At 59.1% G+C, this 15,712-nt stretch carries 20 protein-coding genes; 11 read left to right on the top strand and 9 right to left on the bottom strand.

What is annotated here, in order from left to right:
* Position 1: 1 nt before the first annotated feature.
* From QA648_RS22360 to QA648_RS22340, 5 genes are all read left to right on the top strand, one after another.
* A complete protein-coding gene (locus tag QA648_RS22360; RefSeq protein ID WP_283054236.1) occupies positions 2-817 on the top strand; it encodes a TrbG/VirB9 family P-type conjugative transfer protein in 816 nt (271 codons plus the stop codon).
* The gene (gene virB10, locus QA648_RS22355; protein ID WP_283053725.1) at positions 814-2,061 is read left to right on the top strand and encodes a type IV secretion system protein VirB10; all 1,248 of its coding nucleotides are present in this window, start codon (positions 814-816) and stop codon (positions 2,059-2,061) included. Before QA648_RS22360 ends, virB10 begins: the two co-directional genes overlap by 4 nt.
* Positions 2,021-3,049, top strand: coding sequence for a P-type DNA transfer ATPase VirB11 (gene virB11 / locus QA648_RS22350; RefSeq protein ID WP_283053724.1), 1,029 nt, complete (start codon positions 2,021-2,023; stop codon positions 3,047-3,049). The genes virB10 and virB11 overlap by 41 nt, the downstream gene beginning before the upstream one ends.
* Entirely contained in the window at positions 3,046-5,064 is a 2,019-nt protein-coding gene (locus tag QA648_RS22345) for a type IV secretory system conjugative DNA transfer family protein (protein ID WP_283053723.1), read from the top strand. Before virB11 ends, QA648_RS22345 begins: the two co-directional genes overlap by 4 nt.
* 179 nt (positions 5,065-5,243) lie before the next feature.
* Positions 5,244-5,765, top strand: a complete 522-nt coding sequence (locus tag QA648_RS22340; protein WP_349254322.1) for a PIN domain-containing protein — start codon at positions 5,244-5,246, stop codon at positions 5,763-5,765.
* A gap of 44 nt (positions 5,766-5,809) precedes the next feature.
* On the opposite strand, the gene QA648_RS22335 is transcribed toward QA648_RS22340, so the two are convergent.
* The 4 genes from QA648_RS22335 to mobC are packed head-to-tail and all read right to left on the bottom strand — an operon-like array spanning position 5,810 to position 9,223.
* Positions 5,810-6,187 carry a hypothetical protein gene (locus QA648_RS22335; protein WP_104827110.1) on the bottom strand — a complete coding sequence of 126 codons (378 nt, stop codon included), beginning with the start codon at positions 6,185-6,187 and terminating at the stop codon, positions 5,810-5,812.
* A gap of 40 nt (positions 6,188-6,227) precedes the next feature.
* Positions 6,228-6,416 (bottom strand): hypothetical protein, encoded by a 189-nt coding sequence (locus QA648_RS22330; protein WP_283053722.1) that lies wholly within the window; start codon positions 6,414-6,416, stop codon positions 6,228-6,230.
* A 9-nt stretch (positions 6,417-6,425) separates the two neighbouring features.
* Complete coding sequence (locus QA648_RS22325) at positions 6,426-8,816, bottom strand: conjugal transfer protein TraA (RefSeq protein ID WP_283053721.1); 2,391 nt, start codon at positions 8,814-8,816, stop codon at positions 6,426-6,428.
* Positions 8,816-9,223, bottom strand: coding sequence for a plasmid mobilization relaxosome protein MobC (mobC, locus tag QA648_RS22320; RefSeq protein ID WP_283053720.1), 408 nt, complete (start codon positions 9,221-9,223; stop codon positions 8,816-8,818). The genes QA648_RS22325 and mobC overlap by 1 nt, the downstream gene beginning before the upstream one ends.
* Before the next feature lie 426 nt (positions 9,224-9,649).
* On the opposite strand from mobC, the gene QA648_RS22315 reads away from it, so the two are divergent.
* Both QA648_RS22315 and QA648_RS22310 read left to right on the top strand, forming a co-directional pair.
* The gene (locus tag QA648_RS22315) at positions 9,650-10,360 is read left to right on the top strand and encodes a ParA family protein (protein WP_283053719.1); all 711 of its coding nucleotides are present in this window, start codon (positions 9,650-9,652) and stop codon (positions 10,358-10,360) included.
* The gene (locus QA648_RS22310) at positions 10,357-10,752 is read left to right on the top strand and encodes a hypothetical protein (RefSeq protein WP_283053718.1); all 396 of its coding nucleotides are present in this window, start codon (positions 10,357-10,359) and stop codon (positions 10,750-10,752) included. The genes QA648_RS22315 and QA648_RS22310 overlap by 4 nt, the downstream gene beginning before the upstream one ends.
* Positions 10,753-10,869: 117 nt before the next feature.
* Here the strand turns inward: QA648_RS22310 and QA648_RS22305 are convergent, their stop codons facing one another.
* A complete protein-coding gene (locus QA648_RS22305; protein ID WP_199773625.1) occupies positions 10,870-11,034 on the bottom strand; it encodes a hypothetical protein in 165 nt (54 codons plus the stop codon).
* 274 nt (positions 11,035-11,308) lie between these two features.
* Here QA648_RS22305 and QA648_RS22300 point away from each other — a divergent pair, with 274 nt between their 5' ends.
* On the top strand, positions 11,309-12,505 hold the full coding sequence (locus tag QA648_RS22300; RefSeq protein WP_283053717.1) for a DUF1173 domain-containing protein: 1,197 nt from the start codon (positions 11,309-11,311) through the stop codon (positions 12,503-12,505).
* A 6-nt stretch (positions 12,506-12,511) separates the two neighbouring features.
* Here QA648_RS22300 and QA648_RS22295 read toward each other — a convergent pair whose 3' ends face one another.
* The gene (locus QA648_RS22295; protein ID WP_283053716.1) at positions 12,512-12,733 is read right to left on the bottom strand and encodes a hypothetical protein; all 222 of its coding nucleotides are present in this window, start codon (positions 12,731-12,733) and stop codon (positions 12,512-12,514) included.
* Between the two features lie 176 nt (positions 12,734-12,909).
* On the opposite strand from QA648_RS22295, the gene QA648_RS22290 reads away from it, so the two are divergent.
* Both QA648_RS22290 and QA648_RS22285 read left to right on the top strand, forming a co-directional pair.
* Positions 12,910-13,173, top strand: coding sequence for a WGR domain-containing protein (locus tag QA648_RS22290; RefSeq protein WP_283053715.1), 264 nt, complete (start codon positions 12,910-12,912; stop codon positions 13,171-13,173).
* Positions 13,174-13,366: 193 nt separating this feature from the next.
* Positions 13,367-13,645, top strand: a complete 279-nt coding sequence (locus QA648_RS22285; protein ID WP_283053714.1) for an HU family DNA-binding protein — start codon at positions 13,367-13,369, stop codon at positions 13,643-13,645.
* Between the two features lie 77 nt (positions 13,646-13,722).
* On the opposite strand, the gene QA648_RS22280 is transcribed toward QA648_RS22285, so the two are convergent.
* Positions 13,723-14,049: a hypothetical protein gene (locus QA648_RS22280; RefSeq protein ID WP_283053713.1), complete on the bottom strand. Its 327-nt coding sequence runs from the start codon at positions 14,047-14,049 to the stop codon at positions 13,723-13,725.
* A gap of 62 nt (positions 14,050-14,111) precedes the next feature.
* Positions 14,112-14,435 (bottom strand): DUF736 family protein, encoded by a 324-nt coding sequence (locus tag QA648_RS22275; protein ID WP_104827118.1) that lies wholly within the window; start codon positions 14,433-14,435, stop codon positions 14,112-14,114.
* 540 nt (positions 14,436-14,975) lie between these two features.
* Between QA648_RS22275 and QA648_RS22270 the strand changes: the two genes are divergently transcribed.
* Entirely contained in the window at positions 14,976-15,173 is a 198-nt protein-coding gene (locus QA648_RS22270; protein WP_283053712.1) for a hypothetical protein, read from the top strand.
* A gap of 185 nt (positions 15,174-15,358) precedes the next feature.
* Here QA648_RS22270 and QA648_RS22265 read toward each other — a convergent pair whose 3' ends face one another.
* Positions 15,359-15,652, bottom strand: a complete 294-nt coding sequence (locus tag QA648_RS22265; RefSeq protein ID WP_283053711.1) for a hypothetical protein — start codon at positions 15,650-15,652, stop codon at positions 15,359-15,361.
* Positions 15,653-15,712: the final 60 nt, after the last annotated feature.

Here is a 15,712-nt window from a genome sequence, read left to right as displayed (position 1 = left end):
CATGCGCCATTCCCTGAGACGCTACATTTTGGCGCCCACTCTCGCCTTTGCGACCGGCGCCTTCGCCGCGGAGACGCCGTCCGCTGGGCGGCTCGACCCGCGCGTGACGAGCGTCGTCTACCAACCGAACAATGTCGTACGTGTCTTTGCGACCTACGGCATATCGACCATGATCATCTTCGATGAGGACGAGAAGTTCGAAACCATCGCCGTTGGCGACACCGAAAGCTGGGACGTGGTGCCGACCGACAAGGGCAACATCCTCTTCGTCAAACCGAGGGCGAAAAACGTCTCGACCAACATGAATGTCGTGACGTCGAAGCGCATCTACTATCTCGAGCTCAACGACTACGCGCCGGAGGACAACAAAAAGATCTTCGGCATTCGTTTCGTCTATCCGGACAAGGACCTGAACGCCTCGCTGCGCAAGGAGGCCGAGGCGCGTGCCGGCTATCCTAACATCTCCGGCATCGACAAGGCCAACGTCAATATCGATTACTCGTTCTCCGGAGACGGCGGCCTGAAACCGCTGATGGTTTTCGACGACGGCGAAAAGACCTTCTTCAAGTTCGGTCCGAAGGTGCCGGCGATCTTTGCGGTCAATAGCGATTTCACCGAGACGCTGCGCAACGTCCGCCGCGAGGGCGACTACATCGTCGTTGACGGGACGGCGACACAATACACGCTGCGCGACGGCAATCAGTGGACCTGCATCTTCAATCTCAGGAAGCCCGACTTTGGTCAACCGGATCCAGCCATCATGGGTCCCGCCCCGGATAACAAGGCAACGATGCGCAGAAGGAACGGCAACGGATGAATAGATCGCCTGAACTCGAAGCGATGCTCGCCGGTGATGAAATCGAGGTGCGCGACCGGCGCGCCAAGCGCAATCAATTGCTTGGAGGTGCCGCCTTGTTGCTCGGCGGAGCGGTCCTGGCATATCTCACCGTCTTCGCACCGCAGAAGCAGCGGCGGGATGTGCTGCACGGCGATGAGGAGTTCTCAACCACGACGTTTCGACCGCCCTCCTTCCTTCGAGACGACCAAAAGCCCGAGCAGAAGCCGGCCGACAACATTATCCAGCTTCCCGCGCCGCCTGAGGAAAAGAAGGAAGAAACACCCGATACGACCGAGTTCGACGTCCCGCCGCCTCCGGTGGCGGTCCAGACGGCGGACGAGAAACAGCCGCCGGCCGAGGCGTTTCCCAAGCGATATCTTTCGAAGCAGATCATCGTCGATTCCGCCAAAGCGGATCCCGAAAGCGGGGCGCTGTCAGGAAATAGTTCGGAAGGTGGTCTAACCGTTGCCGGCGAGGATCGAAGCAGCAAATTTCTCGCGAGCGCCTCCGCGATCGGTGACCGGTCGGCCAAGGCGCGGCAGATCGGCCGCATCGATGCGATGATCCCGGAAGGCACGCTTATTCCCGGAATCCTGGAGACGGCGATCAACAGCGATCTGGCCGGACAGATTCGTGCCATCACATCTCAAGACGTTTATTCCTTCGACGGTCGCCGGGTTCTCATCCCGACGGGAACGCGGCTGATCGGCGAATATCAGTCTGATATCACCCGCGGGCAGAAACGAATTTTTGTCATCTGGACACGACTGCTGCGCGACGACGGCGTTTCAGTCCGGCTGAACAGCATCGGCACCGACAGCCTCGGCCGATCTGGTCTGACCGGCATCGTCGACAACAAATGGCGCGAACGCTTCGGATCGGCGATCCTGCTGTCGATCGTCGGCGCCGGATCATCCTACCTGACCGGGTATGGCAGTAACCAGTACAGCACCGGCACTGGCAACGGTGAATCCGATTCCGCCCGCGCGGCGGAACTTGCGCGCGAGACCATCGCCCAGACCTTCTCCGACATGGCCAACCAGGCACTCGGAGAAAATCTGCGCATTCCTCCGACCATCAGTGTCCATCAGGGCGAACGCATCTTCGTCTATGTTCGCCAGGACCTCGATTTCTCCGCCACGTACCCGGATCCCGTCGAAGAAGCACTGAAGGAGATCAAGCATGAGCGAGGCCTCAATGCGGGTCGTGCCATCAGGCAATGATCCACATTATTTTCTGAAACGAGCGCTGTTGCCGCTCGCGGAATTTCTTGCAGATCCAACCGTTGTGGAGATTTCCGTCAACAGACCGGGCGAAGTCTTTGTCGAGCGGCTGGGTCCTGGCCATATGGAATTCCATTCAATCCCTCAGCTGACCTCTGCCGAGATCGAGCACATCGGCGAACGTGTCGCAGCCGCCAGCAACCAGTTCATAAGCCGCATCAACCCGCTGCTGAGTGCCGCCCTTCCCTCCGGGGAACGCATACAGATCATCCTTCCGCCGGCAGCAGCCGACGGCGGCTCCCTATCGATCCGAAAGCAGGTCATCAGCGATTTTTCGCTGGCGCAGTATCGCGATACCGGAGGCCTCGACAACGTGTCGGTGACGCTCGGTGGTCTAAACGCAACCGATCAAAGGCTGATTGCGCTTCTCGAAGCAGGCCACGTCCACGACTTCATCGAGACGGCTATCCGCGAAAGGGTGTCGATGCTCATCAGTGGCGGAACGTCGACCGGCAAGACAACCTTCCTCAATGCCTGTCTCAAGAGCATCGATGATCACGAGCGCATCCTGACATTGGAAGATACGCGCGAACTCTTTCCTCCACATCGCAACAGCGTCCATCTCGTGGCCTCGCGCGGCGATCAGGGCACCGCCCATGTCACCATTCAGTCGCTGCTCGAGGCGTCACTGCGCATGCGGCCGGACCGGCTCTTCGTCGGCGAGATCCGCGGCGGGGAAGCCTTCGCTTTTCTTCGCGCCATCAACACCGGTCATCCCGGCAGCATGTCGACCGTGCATGCCGACACGCCGATGGGAGCCTACGAGCAACTCGCCATGATGATGATGCAGACCGGCATGTCGTCCGGCTACTCCAAGCAGGATCTCATGTCTTACATCCGCATGGTCATTCCGATCGTCGTCCAGTTGCGCCGCGACGGTGGTCGCCGCGGCGTCTCCGAGATTTACTACGCCCGGCGCGCACCATGAGCCGGTCGTACCTGACTTTCTATTTCATGTTTTGCGCACTGATTGCCGTCGCTGTCTGGATGCTGAGCTACAGCCTGATCCTACTGCTCGTCTGGAAAGACGGTCGCATCCTGCATCTGATGAGCACGAGTAATCCGCTTGCACCAATCCAGCAATTCCTTGCCTATTCCCATAACCGGCCATTGCAGCTTGTAGGATTGGCAGCGCTCGTCCCTGCCCTCCTCACGGCTGCGGGAGCTGCCGCATTCGGATTGCGGCAAGCGACGAGCCCTTTGGGCGATGCAGCGTTTCAAGATGGAGGCTCCCTTCGTCGACACGGCTGGTTTCGCAAGGAGGGGCTCGTCTTCGGGCGGATCGGCCGCAGCATCCTCCGCCGGAACGACGATCGCCATCATCTGATTATCGGCCCGACCCGATCCGGCAAGGGCGTGGGTTATGTCATTCCGAATGCCCTGATGTTTTGTGGCTCGATGATTGTCACCGACCTCAAGGGCGAGATTTTTGAACTGACGGCCGGTTATCGGAAAGCAAGGGGACACCAGGTCTTCCTGTTCTCGCCGGGATCCCAGAAGACACATCGCTGGAACCCTCTTGACTTCGTGCGCACCGATCGAGGCAGCCGGACCATCGACATTCAGAACATCGCGGCAATCCTGATCCCGGAAACGGTTGGCTCCGAGAACGCGGTCTGGCAGGGCACCGCGCAGCAGATCATTGCCGGTGTGATCAGCTATGTCCTGGAAAGCCCGCACTACAGGAACCGCCGCAATCTCGGCGAGGTGAACAACGTCTTCAATGCGGGCATCGACCTGCAGGTGCTCATGAAGCTGATCAAGGAGAACGAGCCTGATCTGTCGAGGTTCACGATGGATAGCTTCAACGCCTATATCTCTCTGAACGAACGTGCGGCCCGTTCTGGCTTGCTTGACATCCAGAAGGCACTGGCACCGTTCCGGAATGAGCGGGTGACTGCAGCGACGGCCATTACCGACATGGATCTCGCTTCGCTGCAGCGGCGGCCGGTGACGATCTACCTTGCGCCGAACATCACAGACATGACCATTCTCCGGCCCCTGCTAACGCTGTTCGTGCAGCAGGTGATGGATCTCCTGACGCGCGAGCACAATCCGGCTGCCGTGCCCGTCTATTTCCTGCTCGACGAATTCCGGCAGTTGAAGAAGATGGACGAGATCCTCAATAAGCTGCCCTATGTCGCCGGTTACAACATCAAGATGGCTTTCATCATCCAGGACCTGAAGAATCTCGACGAGATTTACGGCGAGACTGCCCGCCACTCGCTGCTTGGAAATTGCGGTCTGCAACTCATCCTTGGCGCCAATGATCAGGCCACCGCCGAATATGCTTCCCGTGCCCTTGGCAAGAGAACGATCCGCTATCAATCCGAATCCCGCACGCTCGAATTGGTCGGCCTCCCTCGCCGCACCAAAGTCGAGCAGATTCGCGAGCGTGACCTGATGATGCCGCAGGAGGTCAGGCAAATGCCTGAAGACAGAATGATCCTGCTGATCGAAGGACAGCGACCGATCTTCGGCAACAAGTTGCGATACTTCGCAACGGAGCCCTTCAAAAGCGCCGCCGAAATCGCCAGTTCGCACCGAGAGGAGGTTCCTGATGTCGAATTTCTCCAGGCCATGACTGTGCCTGCACTCATGCAAGACTATGGCGCAACGCCGGCCCCTGGTAGCGAGAGCGGCGGAATTGAGAATGCTAGGGAGATCGAAGACGTGCAAGTGACCGCCGCGAAAGCGCCGAAGAAGGTGGCTCAAGTCATTGGGCGGAAAACCGTTGCCGAGCCGCCTCGGAAGCGAGCAAAGTCAGTTCCATCGAGCAAGGATGCTCCTGAAACACGCCTCACTTCCTCAGCCAAACGGTTGAAGTCGGCCGTCAGTTCGGCACTTACCGGATCGCCGGACATGCCAGCGCGGCAACGGCGAAGCATTCAAGATATTTTGGCGCAAACTATTCCTGATCCGGAAGAAATCGGATTGGACTGAGCGGACTCTGTGGCCACGTCACAGCACCCGCCATCTTGAAGGCAAAAGCTGGCTTATTGCTTTAGACCTAAAAGACCAGACAGAGTAGAGCGTCTTGCCGGCCAGCGGTAAATCGAAGCCTAGTTTTTGGGATTTAAGCCGCCCGTCGCGGTCTATCCTGCGTCCTCTATCCCTTCCATCTGCGCAATGTCCTGGTCCAGTGTGCCTTCGACGGCCTAATCGAAGCGCACTGGACAGACGACATTCATGGCGAATGGATACGCAACCTGGCCGCCAACTCACCCGAAACGCCCGTCTCACGTCTTGAAGCGACCCGCGATCGGATGAAGGACGTTTTGCCCGACGCCGATGTCGCCAACTATCGGGCTCTTGTCCCCAGCCTCTCCCTACCCGATCCCGATGACCGGCATGTCTTGGCCGCTGCCGTCGCCGCAAAAGCATCCGTGATCGTCACGTGGAATCTTAAGGATTTTCCGGCTGCGGACCTTCGGCCCTATGGCGGAACCTGCACGTCACCCGACGACTTCCTCGCTGGTCTCTATTCCACTTTCTCGAGCGCGTTGATCGACAGCGTCAAGAGCGCTCGGCAAAATCTGCGCAAGACGACACCATCGGCTGAAGAGTTCATCGACGCGCTGGATCATCAAGGGCTGAAGAAGGTTTCAGCCATCCTGCGCCAGAAGGCCACACAGTTGGACTAACGAGCGTCACTCCCGAACTATTTTTCCATGTTGGAGGAACTGGCTCAAGCACGCAACGCCCGCAACTCATAAGACGGTACCCGCCGGCGCGTACCGTCATCATCCCGGTAAGCGGCAACCCTGCTCAGAAGAGGTGGGATAAAATCCACTTCCTCGAAGGTCACGGGGATGGTGTAAAGGATGGCGGCATTTTCGTTCGCCCATCTCACCTCACGCCTTGTAATGGATGGTGGAGCAACGCTGAGCAGGGCAGCCAGCGCGGATAGCGCCATCGTTAGAGCAAGCAATGCGAATTCAACTGTCATGACGAACGGCGGAAGTGGTCCCATCAACGCACCAAGGATCGCCCCAGCCAAAAAAACCACGGCCGGCGCAGCCATCGACCAGACTGTCATCGGTGAGCGGAGCATATAGTTCAACATAGCGACGACCATCCTTGATGCTGAATTTGGTAGAAAATTATCAAAACGGTGACTGCGCAAGGAACCAAGTCCATTGCGATAGCGCCCATTTTCGGGCGACGGTCAGAGCGTGATCGATAACGCCTATGATCATCACAGCCCAGAACACAATGCCAAACACCTTTGCCAATCCCTCTTCACTCTTCTGGCCGGTCTCAGGATTGACGATGATCCGTCGCTCGTATCGCACACCCGCCTCCTATCGCTCGCGGTCGTTCTGATCGCGTTCCCGCCTTTCGTCAGCCTCACGCTGCAACTGCTCGAGTCTCCGAACGTGCTGCTGCACGGGATCCGTCCTTCTGGTATCTCCCGCGTTGCGGTCCACTGTTCCCTCAACCAGCCGCTGGGAAGCAGGGCTGGCAGAGGGCTCCTGAGGCTGATCGCCGTCATCGCGATCCGGCGCCTCTTCGCGGCCTGAACGATCTTCATTGTCGGCGCGCACCTGAACTCCCGCCGCGGCGCCTTCAGGGCCCTTACCCTTTTCGCCACGCTGCTGGCGCGCCCGCTCGGCATTTTCGATCGCGGTCCGCAGCTCTTCATCGACTTCGGCGATTTCGCGGATCAGACGATTGCCGGCAGCGCCAAGCTCACCGGCTCTCGCCAGCTCCAAGTTGAGACTCGCCTGCAGAGTTTCCTTATCGTTATTGACTTCGCCGACGTCAGCAAGTTCGATCGCTTCACGGAAATGCTCTACTTCGAGCATGAGCTGGTTTGCGGCTTCAACAGTCCGAAGCCCGTGCCGCGCTACCGCCTCGTCCCATCTTTGGTTCGCTTCATCGCCCGCTGGACCTCGATCTTCGTCAACTCGCTCGGATCTTGCTTCGCTCTGCTCGGCCTGCTCCATCAGTTCGCGACGGACATCAACATGCTCGCGGGCAGCTGCGGCGATTTCCTCGAAACTCGTCTTCTGCTCCGGAGGCATTACGCGTTCTGCCTGAAACAACGCCATTTCCACGCGCTTTTCATAGGCTTCAAACTCGGATCGGTTCATCTGCGATATCCGCTCATCCGGAAAAACGATCTTCTGTAATGTTACCAGATACGTTTCAAATTGCGAGAGTGATTTTTCCGCTTCGCTCGCGACAATCACGTTTGGCGAATCCTCGCTTCGCGCCAATTCCAGCCGCGAAACCTGCTCTTTTGCGAAGCTTGCCGAGCGCTCATCGCTATCCTGCGAGGCTAACACCTCCCATTCACGCTTAGCAATATCAGTATAGTTCCGGCTGATCTCCGTTCGCGCAAAACTACGGTGATCCGAGCGCTTGGCGTCGTACCGGCGCTGCGCTGACTCGCTTGTGCCCTCATGCTCGGTGCGCCCAAGCCGGCTTGTCGGACGCACCTGATTCCTTCCATAGGCCGCAGCGCTCCCGCGTTCACGCCGGTCCGTCATTTCCATGTTGATACCGTGGGCGAGCGCCTTCTCGGCTATCGTCGCCCGCCAACGGCGGAATGTCGGGATCGTCGTTTCGATCCGGTCTCCCATGTCTGACCGCATCGCGATGACGGCATGCACGTGGACATGCGGGCGCTTGCCGCCAGCCTCCTCCGCTTTTGGATCCCTGGACGGATCATGCAGAGAAAAGACGTAGCGATAACCGGTAAATTCCTCAGCCAGGAAATCCCGGGCGGCGGCATGGAAGGCCTCGCTATCCGTGCCCGCCCGCGCAGACAGAACAAGATGCATGACATCGCGCGGCTTGCGGCTGTGCAACTGGTTTCGCCACTCCTGCTGTACAAGCTCTCCAGCTTGCTTTTCGTCGGAGATTGCCTTGCCCTTTTCATCGTAAACCGCGCCACCATGCCGTTCGACGAGATCGCGTAGCCGGCTCGTCCCGTAGTCTGTCCCATTGCCGTAGCCGGTAAATCGGAACGCTGCCGTCTCACCACGCTCGGCGCCGCCATCAAACCGATCCTGAACGATCTCCGACGCCTTCTTGTCCGCTGTGAGCCGCTCACCATTGCTGTCCCGCAACACCGCGACGCCTTCGATCGTGTGACTGGTCCCTTCCCGCCCCGGTCTGACTGCATAGGCAAGACTTCGATCCCCAAGACCGCGCTTCAACAACGCCAGTGAATGCTCGTGATCGTTGCCCCCTTCGCGGAATGCCCCGTTCACCTCCACAGTGAAGGTGGCGATGTCGCGGCTCTCGGCCCGGTTCTTCATCAGGTGGTCCCATTCGCCCCTGACACCAGAGAGTTCATCGCGACCGCGAAGTTGCTCGCCGCGCTCGTTTTCGACGACCACTCCTCCATTGCGCGACACATAGGTGATCATTGCGCCGAGCCGGCCGCCACCGCCAAACGATGCCATCTTGACCACTGCCGGTTGGCTGCCTGACGCGAGGGCGGCAAAGCGGCTCCGCATGGACGGCTCGTCGTCGCGTTCAGTTGCGCGCGCCAGCGTTCCTGTGCGTCGATCGGAATTGCCTCGAAAGCCGCGCACCGGCGATAGTGCACTCGCGCCACCGCCGCGGCGGCGCCTGCGCTCTTCTTCGGCGTCGGCCTTTCCGCGTCCAAGCGACCGCTCGTGTAACAACGCCGCCCGTCGGCTCTCCCATTCCTTCTCAAAGGCGCCGAGAAAGAACTCCATCACGCCGCTCCGCGTCGACGAGCCGCACGGACGCCGTAACTGCGCAACTCCATGGCGACCGCTACGACGATTTTTTGGATGTTGATCAAAGCGGAGGACACCCCAGCCGCGTCGACCTGCCCTGCCCTGTTGGCCGCGCGGGCAAGCTGATTGAGGTTCACGCCGATGGCACGCATCTCTGAAGCAAGGATATCGAGAATGGTCCTGTCGTCCTCCGTCAGGAATGGCTGAATGCCCGCTCCTTCCAGCGCCAGCGAGCGCATGAAGCCAGAAACCGTCATGTCAGCCGCGGCGGCCGCATGCTCGACGGCAACGTGTTCCCAGACAGCGAACCGGACATGAACGACACGCTCCTTACGCGCCTTCGCCGACACCAAGTTTTGCGACCTGCCGCCGATCACTGCCATTGCATCCTCCGCCAGAAGACCCGCCGCAGGCGCCATCGACGGCCCGTCCGTCGATCGTCAGCAAATTTGTATCACAAATTTGCGTATCCTGCCAAACAATAACTATACCAACTAAGTTATATTTTCAAGCTGACTTGGTACGAAACTGAACCTTCATAAGATTGCCGACTGAACCGGGATAGCTATTGCATCGCCGTTGAGACGCAGACCGCGGGTCTACTGATTATTTCCACAATATTTCAATATAAATGCGTGATGCAACGATACTGGTGGGTCCCTCGCAACACCCAAAGACCGGACCTGCATTCTACGGCCGACCACCCATAGAGTGTTTCCGATTGCCAACATTTCTGGTTGACATATGCTAAACTTATCAAGTTATATTTCGACATCATCGACGGATTTGGCAGCACGAGGTTCTGGAGCATGGGGCGGATATACGCGGCAGTGAGCAACAAGGGCGGCGCCGGCAAAACGACGCTCGTAACCTTGATGGCTGGCGAGTACGCCTTGCGTGGCGAGCGCGTGCTTTTGATCGACGCCGACAGCCGCCAGAACCTTTCGGGATGGTGGCGTCTCTGCCACAACAAGAAGAACATCCCCGCGAATGTCGTAGTGACCACCGCCTCAGCGTCACGGACCCTTGGCTCGGCCGTGGAGCGATTTGCAAGCGCCTTCGATCTCATCATCATTGATGCGCCGGGCGTAGACAGCTCGTTGCAGACCAGCATCATTCGCGCAGCCGAGCTCGTCATCTCTCCGATCCAGCCCGCAATCAAAGAGATCGAAGCTGCCGGCCAGGCAGTGGCAATGGTCAGCCAGATCAACGACGAGGTCGGATCGAGAATTCAGCATCTCAATGTTCGCACGCGGGTGACAATACCCGGCCGTAATCTGGAGGCCTATCGCTATATCAGGCCCTTCGTCGCCGGCCTGCGGGAAGCGGACTATCGGACCGCGCTTCTCGAAACCGAGCTCTTCGAGCGCAACATCTATCGCGAGATCCAGAATGGTCTTGGAACCCTGCAGATGCAGGAATTGACCGACAGTGTCCGCAAGGCGCGCTCGGAGGTGCAGGCCCTCGTTTCCGAGATCGAGGAAAAGCGGTCCGCGTATGATCGGGGGATTGCTGCATGAGCAAGGTGGGCTTGGGGCTTGGCGACTTCATCATCGCGCCGCGGACAGAGCAAACGGAGCGTGGCCGCCAGGAGCCGATGGAGCAGAAACCAACGACCTCGCCGGCGACGATACCTGCGGCAGAGATGGGCGAAACAAAAATCCTGCCAGGGCTTTCAGAGCAGGCTCGCCGTGAGAAGGCGACAACGCGCGCGATCGTGCGGGAAGATGCCCGCCTTGCACTGAAGAACCTCAAGCGCACGAAGGAGCGCGAAGCCAAGTTCTACGTGAACGTCGCCTTGGACTACGATACCAAGGCGCGACTGAAAAAGGCCGCCCATGAGAACGATATCAACATGACGATCATCATGCAGACAGCGATCGACACCTATCTGAAAGACAATGGCTATTGAAGCTCACGCGGTGAAGCCAAGCAAAGACCGCGGAATCGAGGCTGAAAAAGATAGGAGGCAACATGCAGCCACTTTATCCGATTGGCTTGTGCGACTGCTGCCAACGCGACTACCGCCTCAGAAGGGCGGCTTGGCGCTGATGCGACCGTCCTGCTCGGCCCAGATCACCTCGCGCTCGGCGATTGCCAGCTCGAGTTCGGCTTCGATCTGGCGGCGTTCTTCGAGCGTCGCGGCAGCCCGGGCCTCGGCGCGCAGTTCTTCGATGTGCTGTTCGTTGGTCATCGTCGTCTCCTTGAGAGATGTGAGAGATGACGGCGGCACGCAGGGCGGGGAAAGTTAGGTCAAGGCTCGTGGGACACGACCGGCGGAGCCGGCGCGCGGAGGAACCGATTTTGTCGGAGCGGAGTGAAACGAAGGGACGAGAAAATTGGAGGGGCCGCGCGGCCTTGAGCTGGCTTTGCCCGTCCGGCACAATCGGCCGGTCTGAGCAGACAGGTTTTCCTCTCTTGGGGCACTCCATTGCGAGCGTGCCACTTGCTCGAAGGTGGCCAGAGCAATGAGACGGTTCCTGATCAATGGGGAAGTCAGCAGTGATGATGCAGATGATTTCCAGCATCTGCTGACTCTGGCCTATCGCGACAAGGCCCGCCCGCTTTGTCTCTGCAACGACGAAGGCGTGCCGATGTACGTCGCCAAGATCGGCGACCAACTGGTGATCAAGAGGATGCCGCTCACCGGCGCAGACCATGACGCCGCATGCCCGTCCTACGAGCCTCCCTATGAGCTGTCGGGTCTCGGCCCCCTGATGGGAGGCGCCATCAAGCTCGATCCAGCGGCGGGGACGGCAGCGCTCAAACTGGACTTCTCGCTATCGAAGCGCCGTTCTTCCGGTGCTGGTGCTGTGGGTTCCGAGACGGCCGACAGCGTCAAGAACGACAGCAAGAAGCTCTCGCTCCGCGGCCTGCTGCATTTCCTCTGGCATGAAAGCGGCCTGACGGAATGGACTGCGCATTTTGCGGGCAAGCGGCATTGGTGGCAGGTCTATCATCATCTTCAGGAAGCGGCTCGAACCATGTCGGTTTGGCAGCAAAGTCTCGCGGAGCGCCTCTTTGTCCCCGAGCCGTTTCGGGCCGAGGAGAAGGCAGCCATCGAGCAACGACGGGCGCAGGCCTTATCGCCTTTGTTTCACGCCTCTACCGGTCCAAAGACGTTGATGCTTCTGGTGGGAGAGGTGAAGGAGTTCTCGTCAGCGCGAAATGGTCAACTCGTCATCATCAAACACATGCCGGGGTTTCGTCTCTATCTCGAGGAACCGGCATGGCGGCGCTTGCAGCGCCGCTTCGATACCGAACTGACCCTCTGGGGAAGCAACGAAACCTCCCATCTCATTGCCATCGCGACGATCGCCGGAAGCCCTTCCGGCGTCGTCACCATCAACGAGATCGCGCTGATGACGGTGACGGAACAATGGCTGCCGATCGAAAATGCCTACGAGGAGCGGCTGCTGGATCGATTGACGCGGATGCGCGAAAAAATGGTGAAAGGTCTGCGCTTCGAGCTTTTGCGGACGCAGCCGCTTGCGAATGTGATCCTGCCGGAACATCGTCCATTGGCCCGGGCACTCTATATCGTGCCCCAAGGCGCTGACGAACGTTTTGAAGCAGCTTTGCGCGAGATGATCGACGCGCGGCCGGACATGTCTGCCTGGATATGGCGCACCGGTGAAGCTGAGATGCCGCCGTTGACTGTCTAAGTCAGCCTACGCTTCAGCGACGCCTTCGAGCAAACCGTCATAGACTTCCAACAGCACGTTGGTGATGGCTTGTCCGAGCGCGTTGCCCGCCGATCGAAGATCCTGCTCACTACCATCGCGGGCGGCCTTCGCCAAATCGAAGCCCTGCTCGCTGACGATCTGCTTCGCCGCTTCGATAGCCCAGAGCCCGAAGTCGCCTCGGCTATCGATTTCCATTGTTTTTTGCATTGCCATTCCATCTAGTTGCTAGCGCGGAGTTCCAGTTGCTTTTGGCCGCAGTGATAAGCGCGACGCACCCATATCAGCAATCCGCACATGATCCATCACCGTCATGAATCCGCAAATGCCAATTGATTCAAAACTGTCGTTGGACGGCGCCTCGCATGGAGGCGAGAATCCGTTCCATGTCACACGAAGAAATAGGTGAGCTTCACCTTCGCCGAAGCGATCCCGCTCAGAACGTGCGGCGCTTCTACACGCTCGCGATCCAGCCGAACTTATTCGGCGGGGTAGCGGTGGTACGCCATTGGGGCCGGATCGGCACGAACGGGCAGGAAAAGATCGAGACCTATGATGAGCCTCAGGCAGCGGAAGCGGCATATGGGCGGCTGGAGCGCGTCAAGCGTCGAAGAGGCTACAAGGAACTCGAGGTCGAAGAAAACCGCTGACATCAGTGGCCGATCTGTTCTACGCCGACGATGAGTTCGCCGAGAGTCTTCAGCCCTCGCTTCACCGGGGCGCCTTAGCCGACGAGAAACTGTGGAAATCCAGCGTTTTGGGCGCTCAACTCGCTCTTCAACCGATGACAGGACGAAAATCGCCTGTCACGGATTCCGTATCCATCATAATGCGGAGACTAACATGACCACCACCAATGAAATCGCCGACAAGATCGCTACTGAGCACAGCCTGACCAAGGCGCAAGGTAAGGCAATCGTCGAGGCTGTGATCGCCTCGATCACCGAGGCTGCCGTCGCCGGAAACGAAACCTCGCTGCCCGGCTTCGGCAAGTTCAAGGTCAAGGACACGCCGGAGCGGGAAGCGCGCAATCCCGCGACCGGCGCAACGATCAAGGTCGCCGCGGCGAAGAAGCTGGCCTTCACGCCGGCTAAGGCACTGAAGGATGCACTGAACAAGTAAGTCCAACGGGACGAACAAAAGGAAAGCCCGGCCTCCAGCAGAGGTCGGGCTTTCGTGTTTTGTTCAACAAGCGCCGGTCACAGCGTTTGAGGCTGCAAATCCTGGATAATGCTATCAGGCACCGGGCAGATCGCCTCTCGGGCATAGTCATTGAGCAGCCGGCATAGGATGCCAGATGCGATCGGAACGAAGTCATAACCCAGAGCGATCGCGGTTGCGCGGAGATCGGAAAGGGTTTCGAACGCCCGGATATCAGTACCGAGCCAGAGCGCCAGGTTCTCACCCTCGCTATCGGCGAAGGCCTGGAGAAAGAACGTCTGCAGCGGGCGGTTGTATCCGATGACAGCATCGGGATCGGCATGGCGGGATGCGGTTCTGGTGACAGTGATCGTATAGCGGCTCATCGCCATCTCCTCGGATTAGGTGGATGGGAGACGCCGATCCCTTGCGGGACCGGCCATCTCGCTCAGGCCGGGTTGTTCCACAGGATGACCTTGCGATTGGCTTCGCCGCCGGGAGCCGGTGCGAGATTGCCGAAGATGACGCCGATCTCGGGCGCTTCGAGCTTGACGGAGAGATATTCTTCGCCGGTCTGGCGGGCGATGCGGGCCCACGCCGCGCCGATTTCGAAGCCGGTCTTGCGGTGGATGATGCGGTAATCCGGTGCTTCTTCGCTTGCCTTGTTGGCATTGGGGATGATGGCGATCGGGGCATTGACCCGGATGGTGGCGAAGACGCCTTCGAGACTGCCGTCGGTCTTCTGCGTCAGGGTTGCGATCGTGGTAGCCATGGTAATTCTCCTTCGGTTGCTCGGGACCATTCCCGATGGCGCCCGGAGAAGGGGCCGAGCCGCAGGCGTCACCGGAGCGTCAGCGCAGGGGAACCCCTTGCGGGTTGACGCTGATTGCGGCCGGTCCCTTAGAAAGGCGACATAGAGAACGGGAATGGTTTTGAAGCGACCGACGGAGAAAGGCCTTGAGGCTTGACCGCACGCTGATGCAGCCACCGGGAGCCGTCACCGTCTCTTGAGGCATCCGGACAACCGACGGCTTGCGCGGTTCCCCTCGTGTAAACGGCTTGCTCCGAAGCCCGATCGCCTCAATGGCGCTCGCCGTCCTGAGACTGTTTTAGCAGGTCAACCGTGAACACCCGTCTGCGGCGATCGGCGAAAGGCAGAACGTCAGCCGAAGACAAAGCCGCATCAAAGAGCACTATAAGGCGATTGTCCGGAGTCGGTTCAGGCTGGAGCTTACCGCTTCCTCTGAAACAGTACCCAGACCGCAAAGGCCTTCCGATCGGATCGGGGCGCCGCCAGCAGGTCCTTGATGGCTTGTTCGCAGTTGTCGATCAGGACGAGGACATCGGGCCGCGCGAACCGGGCGAGCGGATCGTAGTCCGCCCGATGACGCTCTTCCTGCATGGCAACGAAGGTGTCAGCGAAGGACAGAATGCCGTTCGGGAACTCTTCGTTGCGGCAACCTTGCAGGCATTTCTGGAGATACCGTGCTCGAGCGCGCGATACATTTGAACCCAGGCAGCATCACTGCGGCTGTCACCGGCTCCAACCAGAAGATCTGCGCACTCACGCGCCAGGCAGTGAAAAAGCGCATAATAAGCGGTGCTGACACCGCGCTTCAGGTCGGATTGGCGTGGACGCTTGGGGCTGGCTTTCGCAAGCCGGCGTGCCGTGGCGATTAAATCGTTCGACACGGATCAGCTTGCGATCTTTTGTTGTTCGTTGAAGTGATGACGAACCTGCGGAAATCGACTTTCCCCGAGAGCCATCAAGGCTTTCCGGAGCTCGGTCGTCAAGCCGAAGGTCACTTTCGAGCTAATTGGCCGGTCGACAAAGCGGTACTTTACGTCAACAACCAGAATCGGATCGCCCTCGAGATCGCGGTCGGATCGGATATCCGCGCCTTCAAAGCCGCTCGTTTCCAGACGGTCGCGGAGAAGCCTTTCGACCGTCTGTTCCACCTTGCTCGAAATGTCGTGTTCCTGAGTCATGCTGCCAATATAGTCGACACCGCACGAATTGTGCCACTCTCAAGGTGAAATGAAAAACCG

This window comes from Rhizobium sp. CB3171 (genome assembly GCF_029714265.1).
GTDB lineage: Bacteria > Pseudomonadota > Alphaproteobacteria > Rhizobiales > Rhizobiaceae > Rhizobium.
This window is presented reverse-complemented; position numbering and strand designations above follow the sequence as displayed.

What these genes read in the sequence shown, in the direction of transcription:
- QA648_RS22360 (WP_283054236.1), top strand. Translation starts at nt 2, where the DNA reads ATGCGCCATTCCCTGAGACGCTACATTTTGGCGCCCACTCTCGCCTTT.
- virB10 (WP_283053725.1), top strand. Translation starts at nt 814, where the DNA reads ATGAATAGATCGCCTGAACTCGAAGCGATGCTCGCCGGTGATGAAATC.
- virB11 (WP_283053724.1), top strand. Translation starts at nt 2,021, where the DNA reads ATGAGCGAGGCCTCAATGCGGGTCGTGCCATCAGGCAATGATCCACAT.
- QA648_RS22345 (WP_283053723.1), top strand. Translation starts at nt 3,046, where the DNA reads ATGAGCCGGTCGTACCTGACTTTCTATTTCATGTTTTGCGCACTGATT.
- QA648_RS22335 (WP_104827110.1), bottom strand. Translation starts at nt 6,187, where the DNA reads ATGTTGAACTATATGCTCCGCTCACCGATGACAGTCTGGTCGATGGCT.
- QA648_RS22325 (WP_283053721.1), bottom strand. Translation starts at nt 8,816, where the DNA reads ATGGAGTTCTTTCTCGGCGCCTTTGAGAAGGAATGGGAGAGCCGACGG.
- mobC (WP_283053720.1), bottom strand. Translation starts at nt 9,223, where the DNA reads ATGGCAGTGATCGGCGGCAGGTCGCAAAACTTGGTGTCGGCGAAGGCG.
- QA648_RS22315 (WP_283053719.1), top strand. Translation starts at nt 9,650, where the DNA reads ATGGGGCGGATATACGCGGCAGTGAGCAACAAGGGCGGCGCCGGCAAA.
- QA648_RS22310 (WP_283053718.1), top strand. Translation starts at nt 10,357, where the DNA reads ATGAGCAAGGTGGGCTTGGGGCTTGGCGACTTCATCATCGCGCCGCGG.
- QA648_RS22305 (WP_199773625.1), bottom strand. Translation starts at nt 11,034, where the DNA reads ATGACCAACGAACAGCACATCGAAGAACTGCGCGCCGAGGCCCGGGCT.
- QA648_RS22300 (WP_283053717.1), top strand. Translation starts at nt 11,309, where the DNA reads ATGAGACGGTTCCTGATCAATGGGGAAGTCAGCAGTGATGATGCAGAT.
- QA648_RS22295 (WP_283053716.1), bottom strand. Translation starts at nt 12,733, where the DNA reads ATGCAAAAAACAATGGAAATCGATAGCCGAGGCGACTTCGGGCTCTGG.
- QA648_RS22290 (WP_283053715.1), top strand. Translation starts at nt 12,910, where the DNA reads ATGTCACACGAAGAAATAGGTGAGCTTCACCTTCGCCGAAGCGATCCC.
- QA648_RS22285 (WP_283053714.1), top strand. Translation starts at nt 13,367, where the DNA reads ATGACCACCACCAATGAAATCGCCGACAAGATCGCTACTGAGCACAGC.
- QA648_RS22280 (WP_283053713.1), bottom strand. Translation starts at nt 14,049, where the DNA reads ATGAGCCGCTATACGATCACTGTCACCAGAACCGCATCCCGCCATGCC.
- QA648_RS22275 (WP_104827118.1), bottom strand. Translation starts at nt 14,435, where the DNA reads ATGGCTACCACGATCGCAACCCTGACGCAGAAGACCGACGGCAGTCTC.
- QA648_RS22265 (WP_283053711.1), bottom strand. Translation starts at nt 15,652, where the DNA reads ATGACTCAGGAACACGACATTTCGAGCAAGGTGGAACAGACGGTCGAA.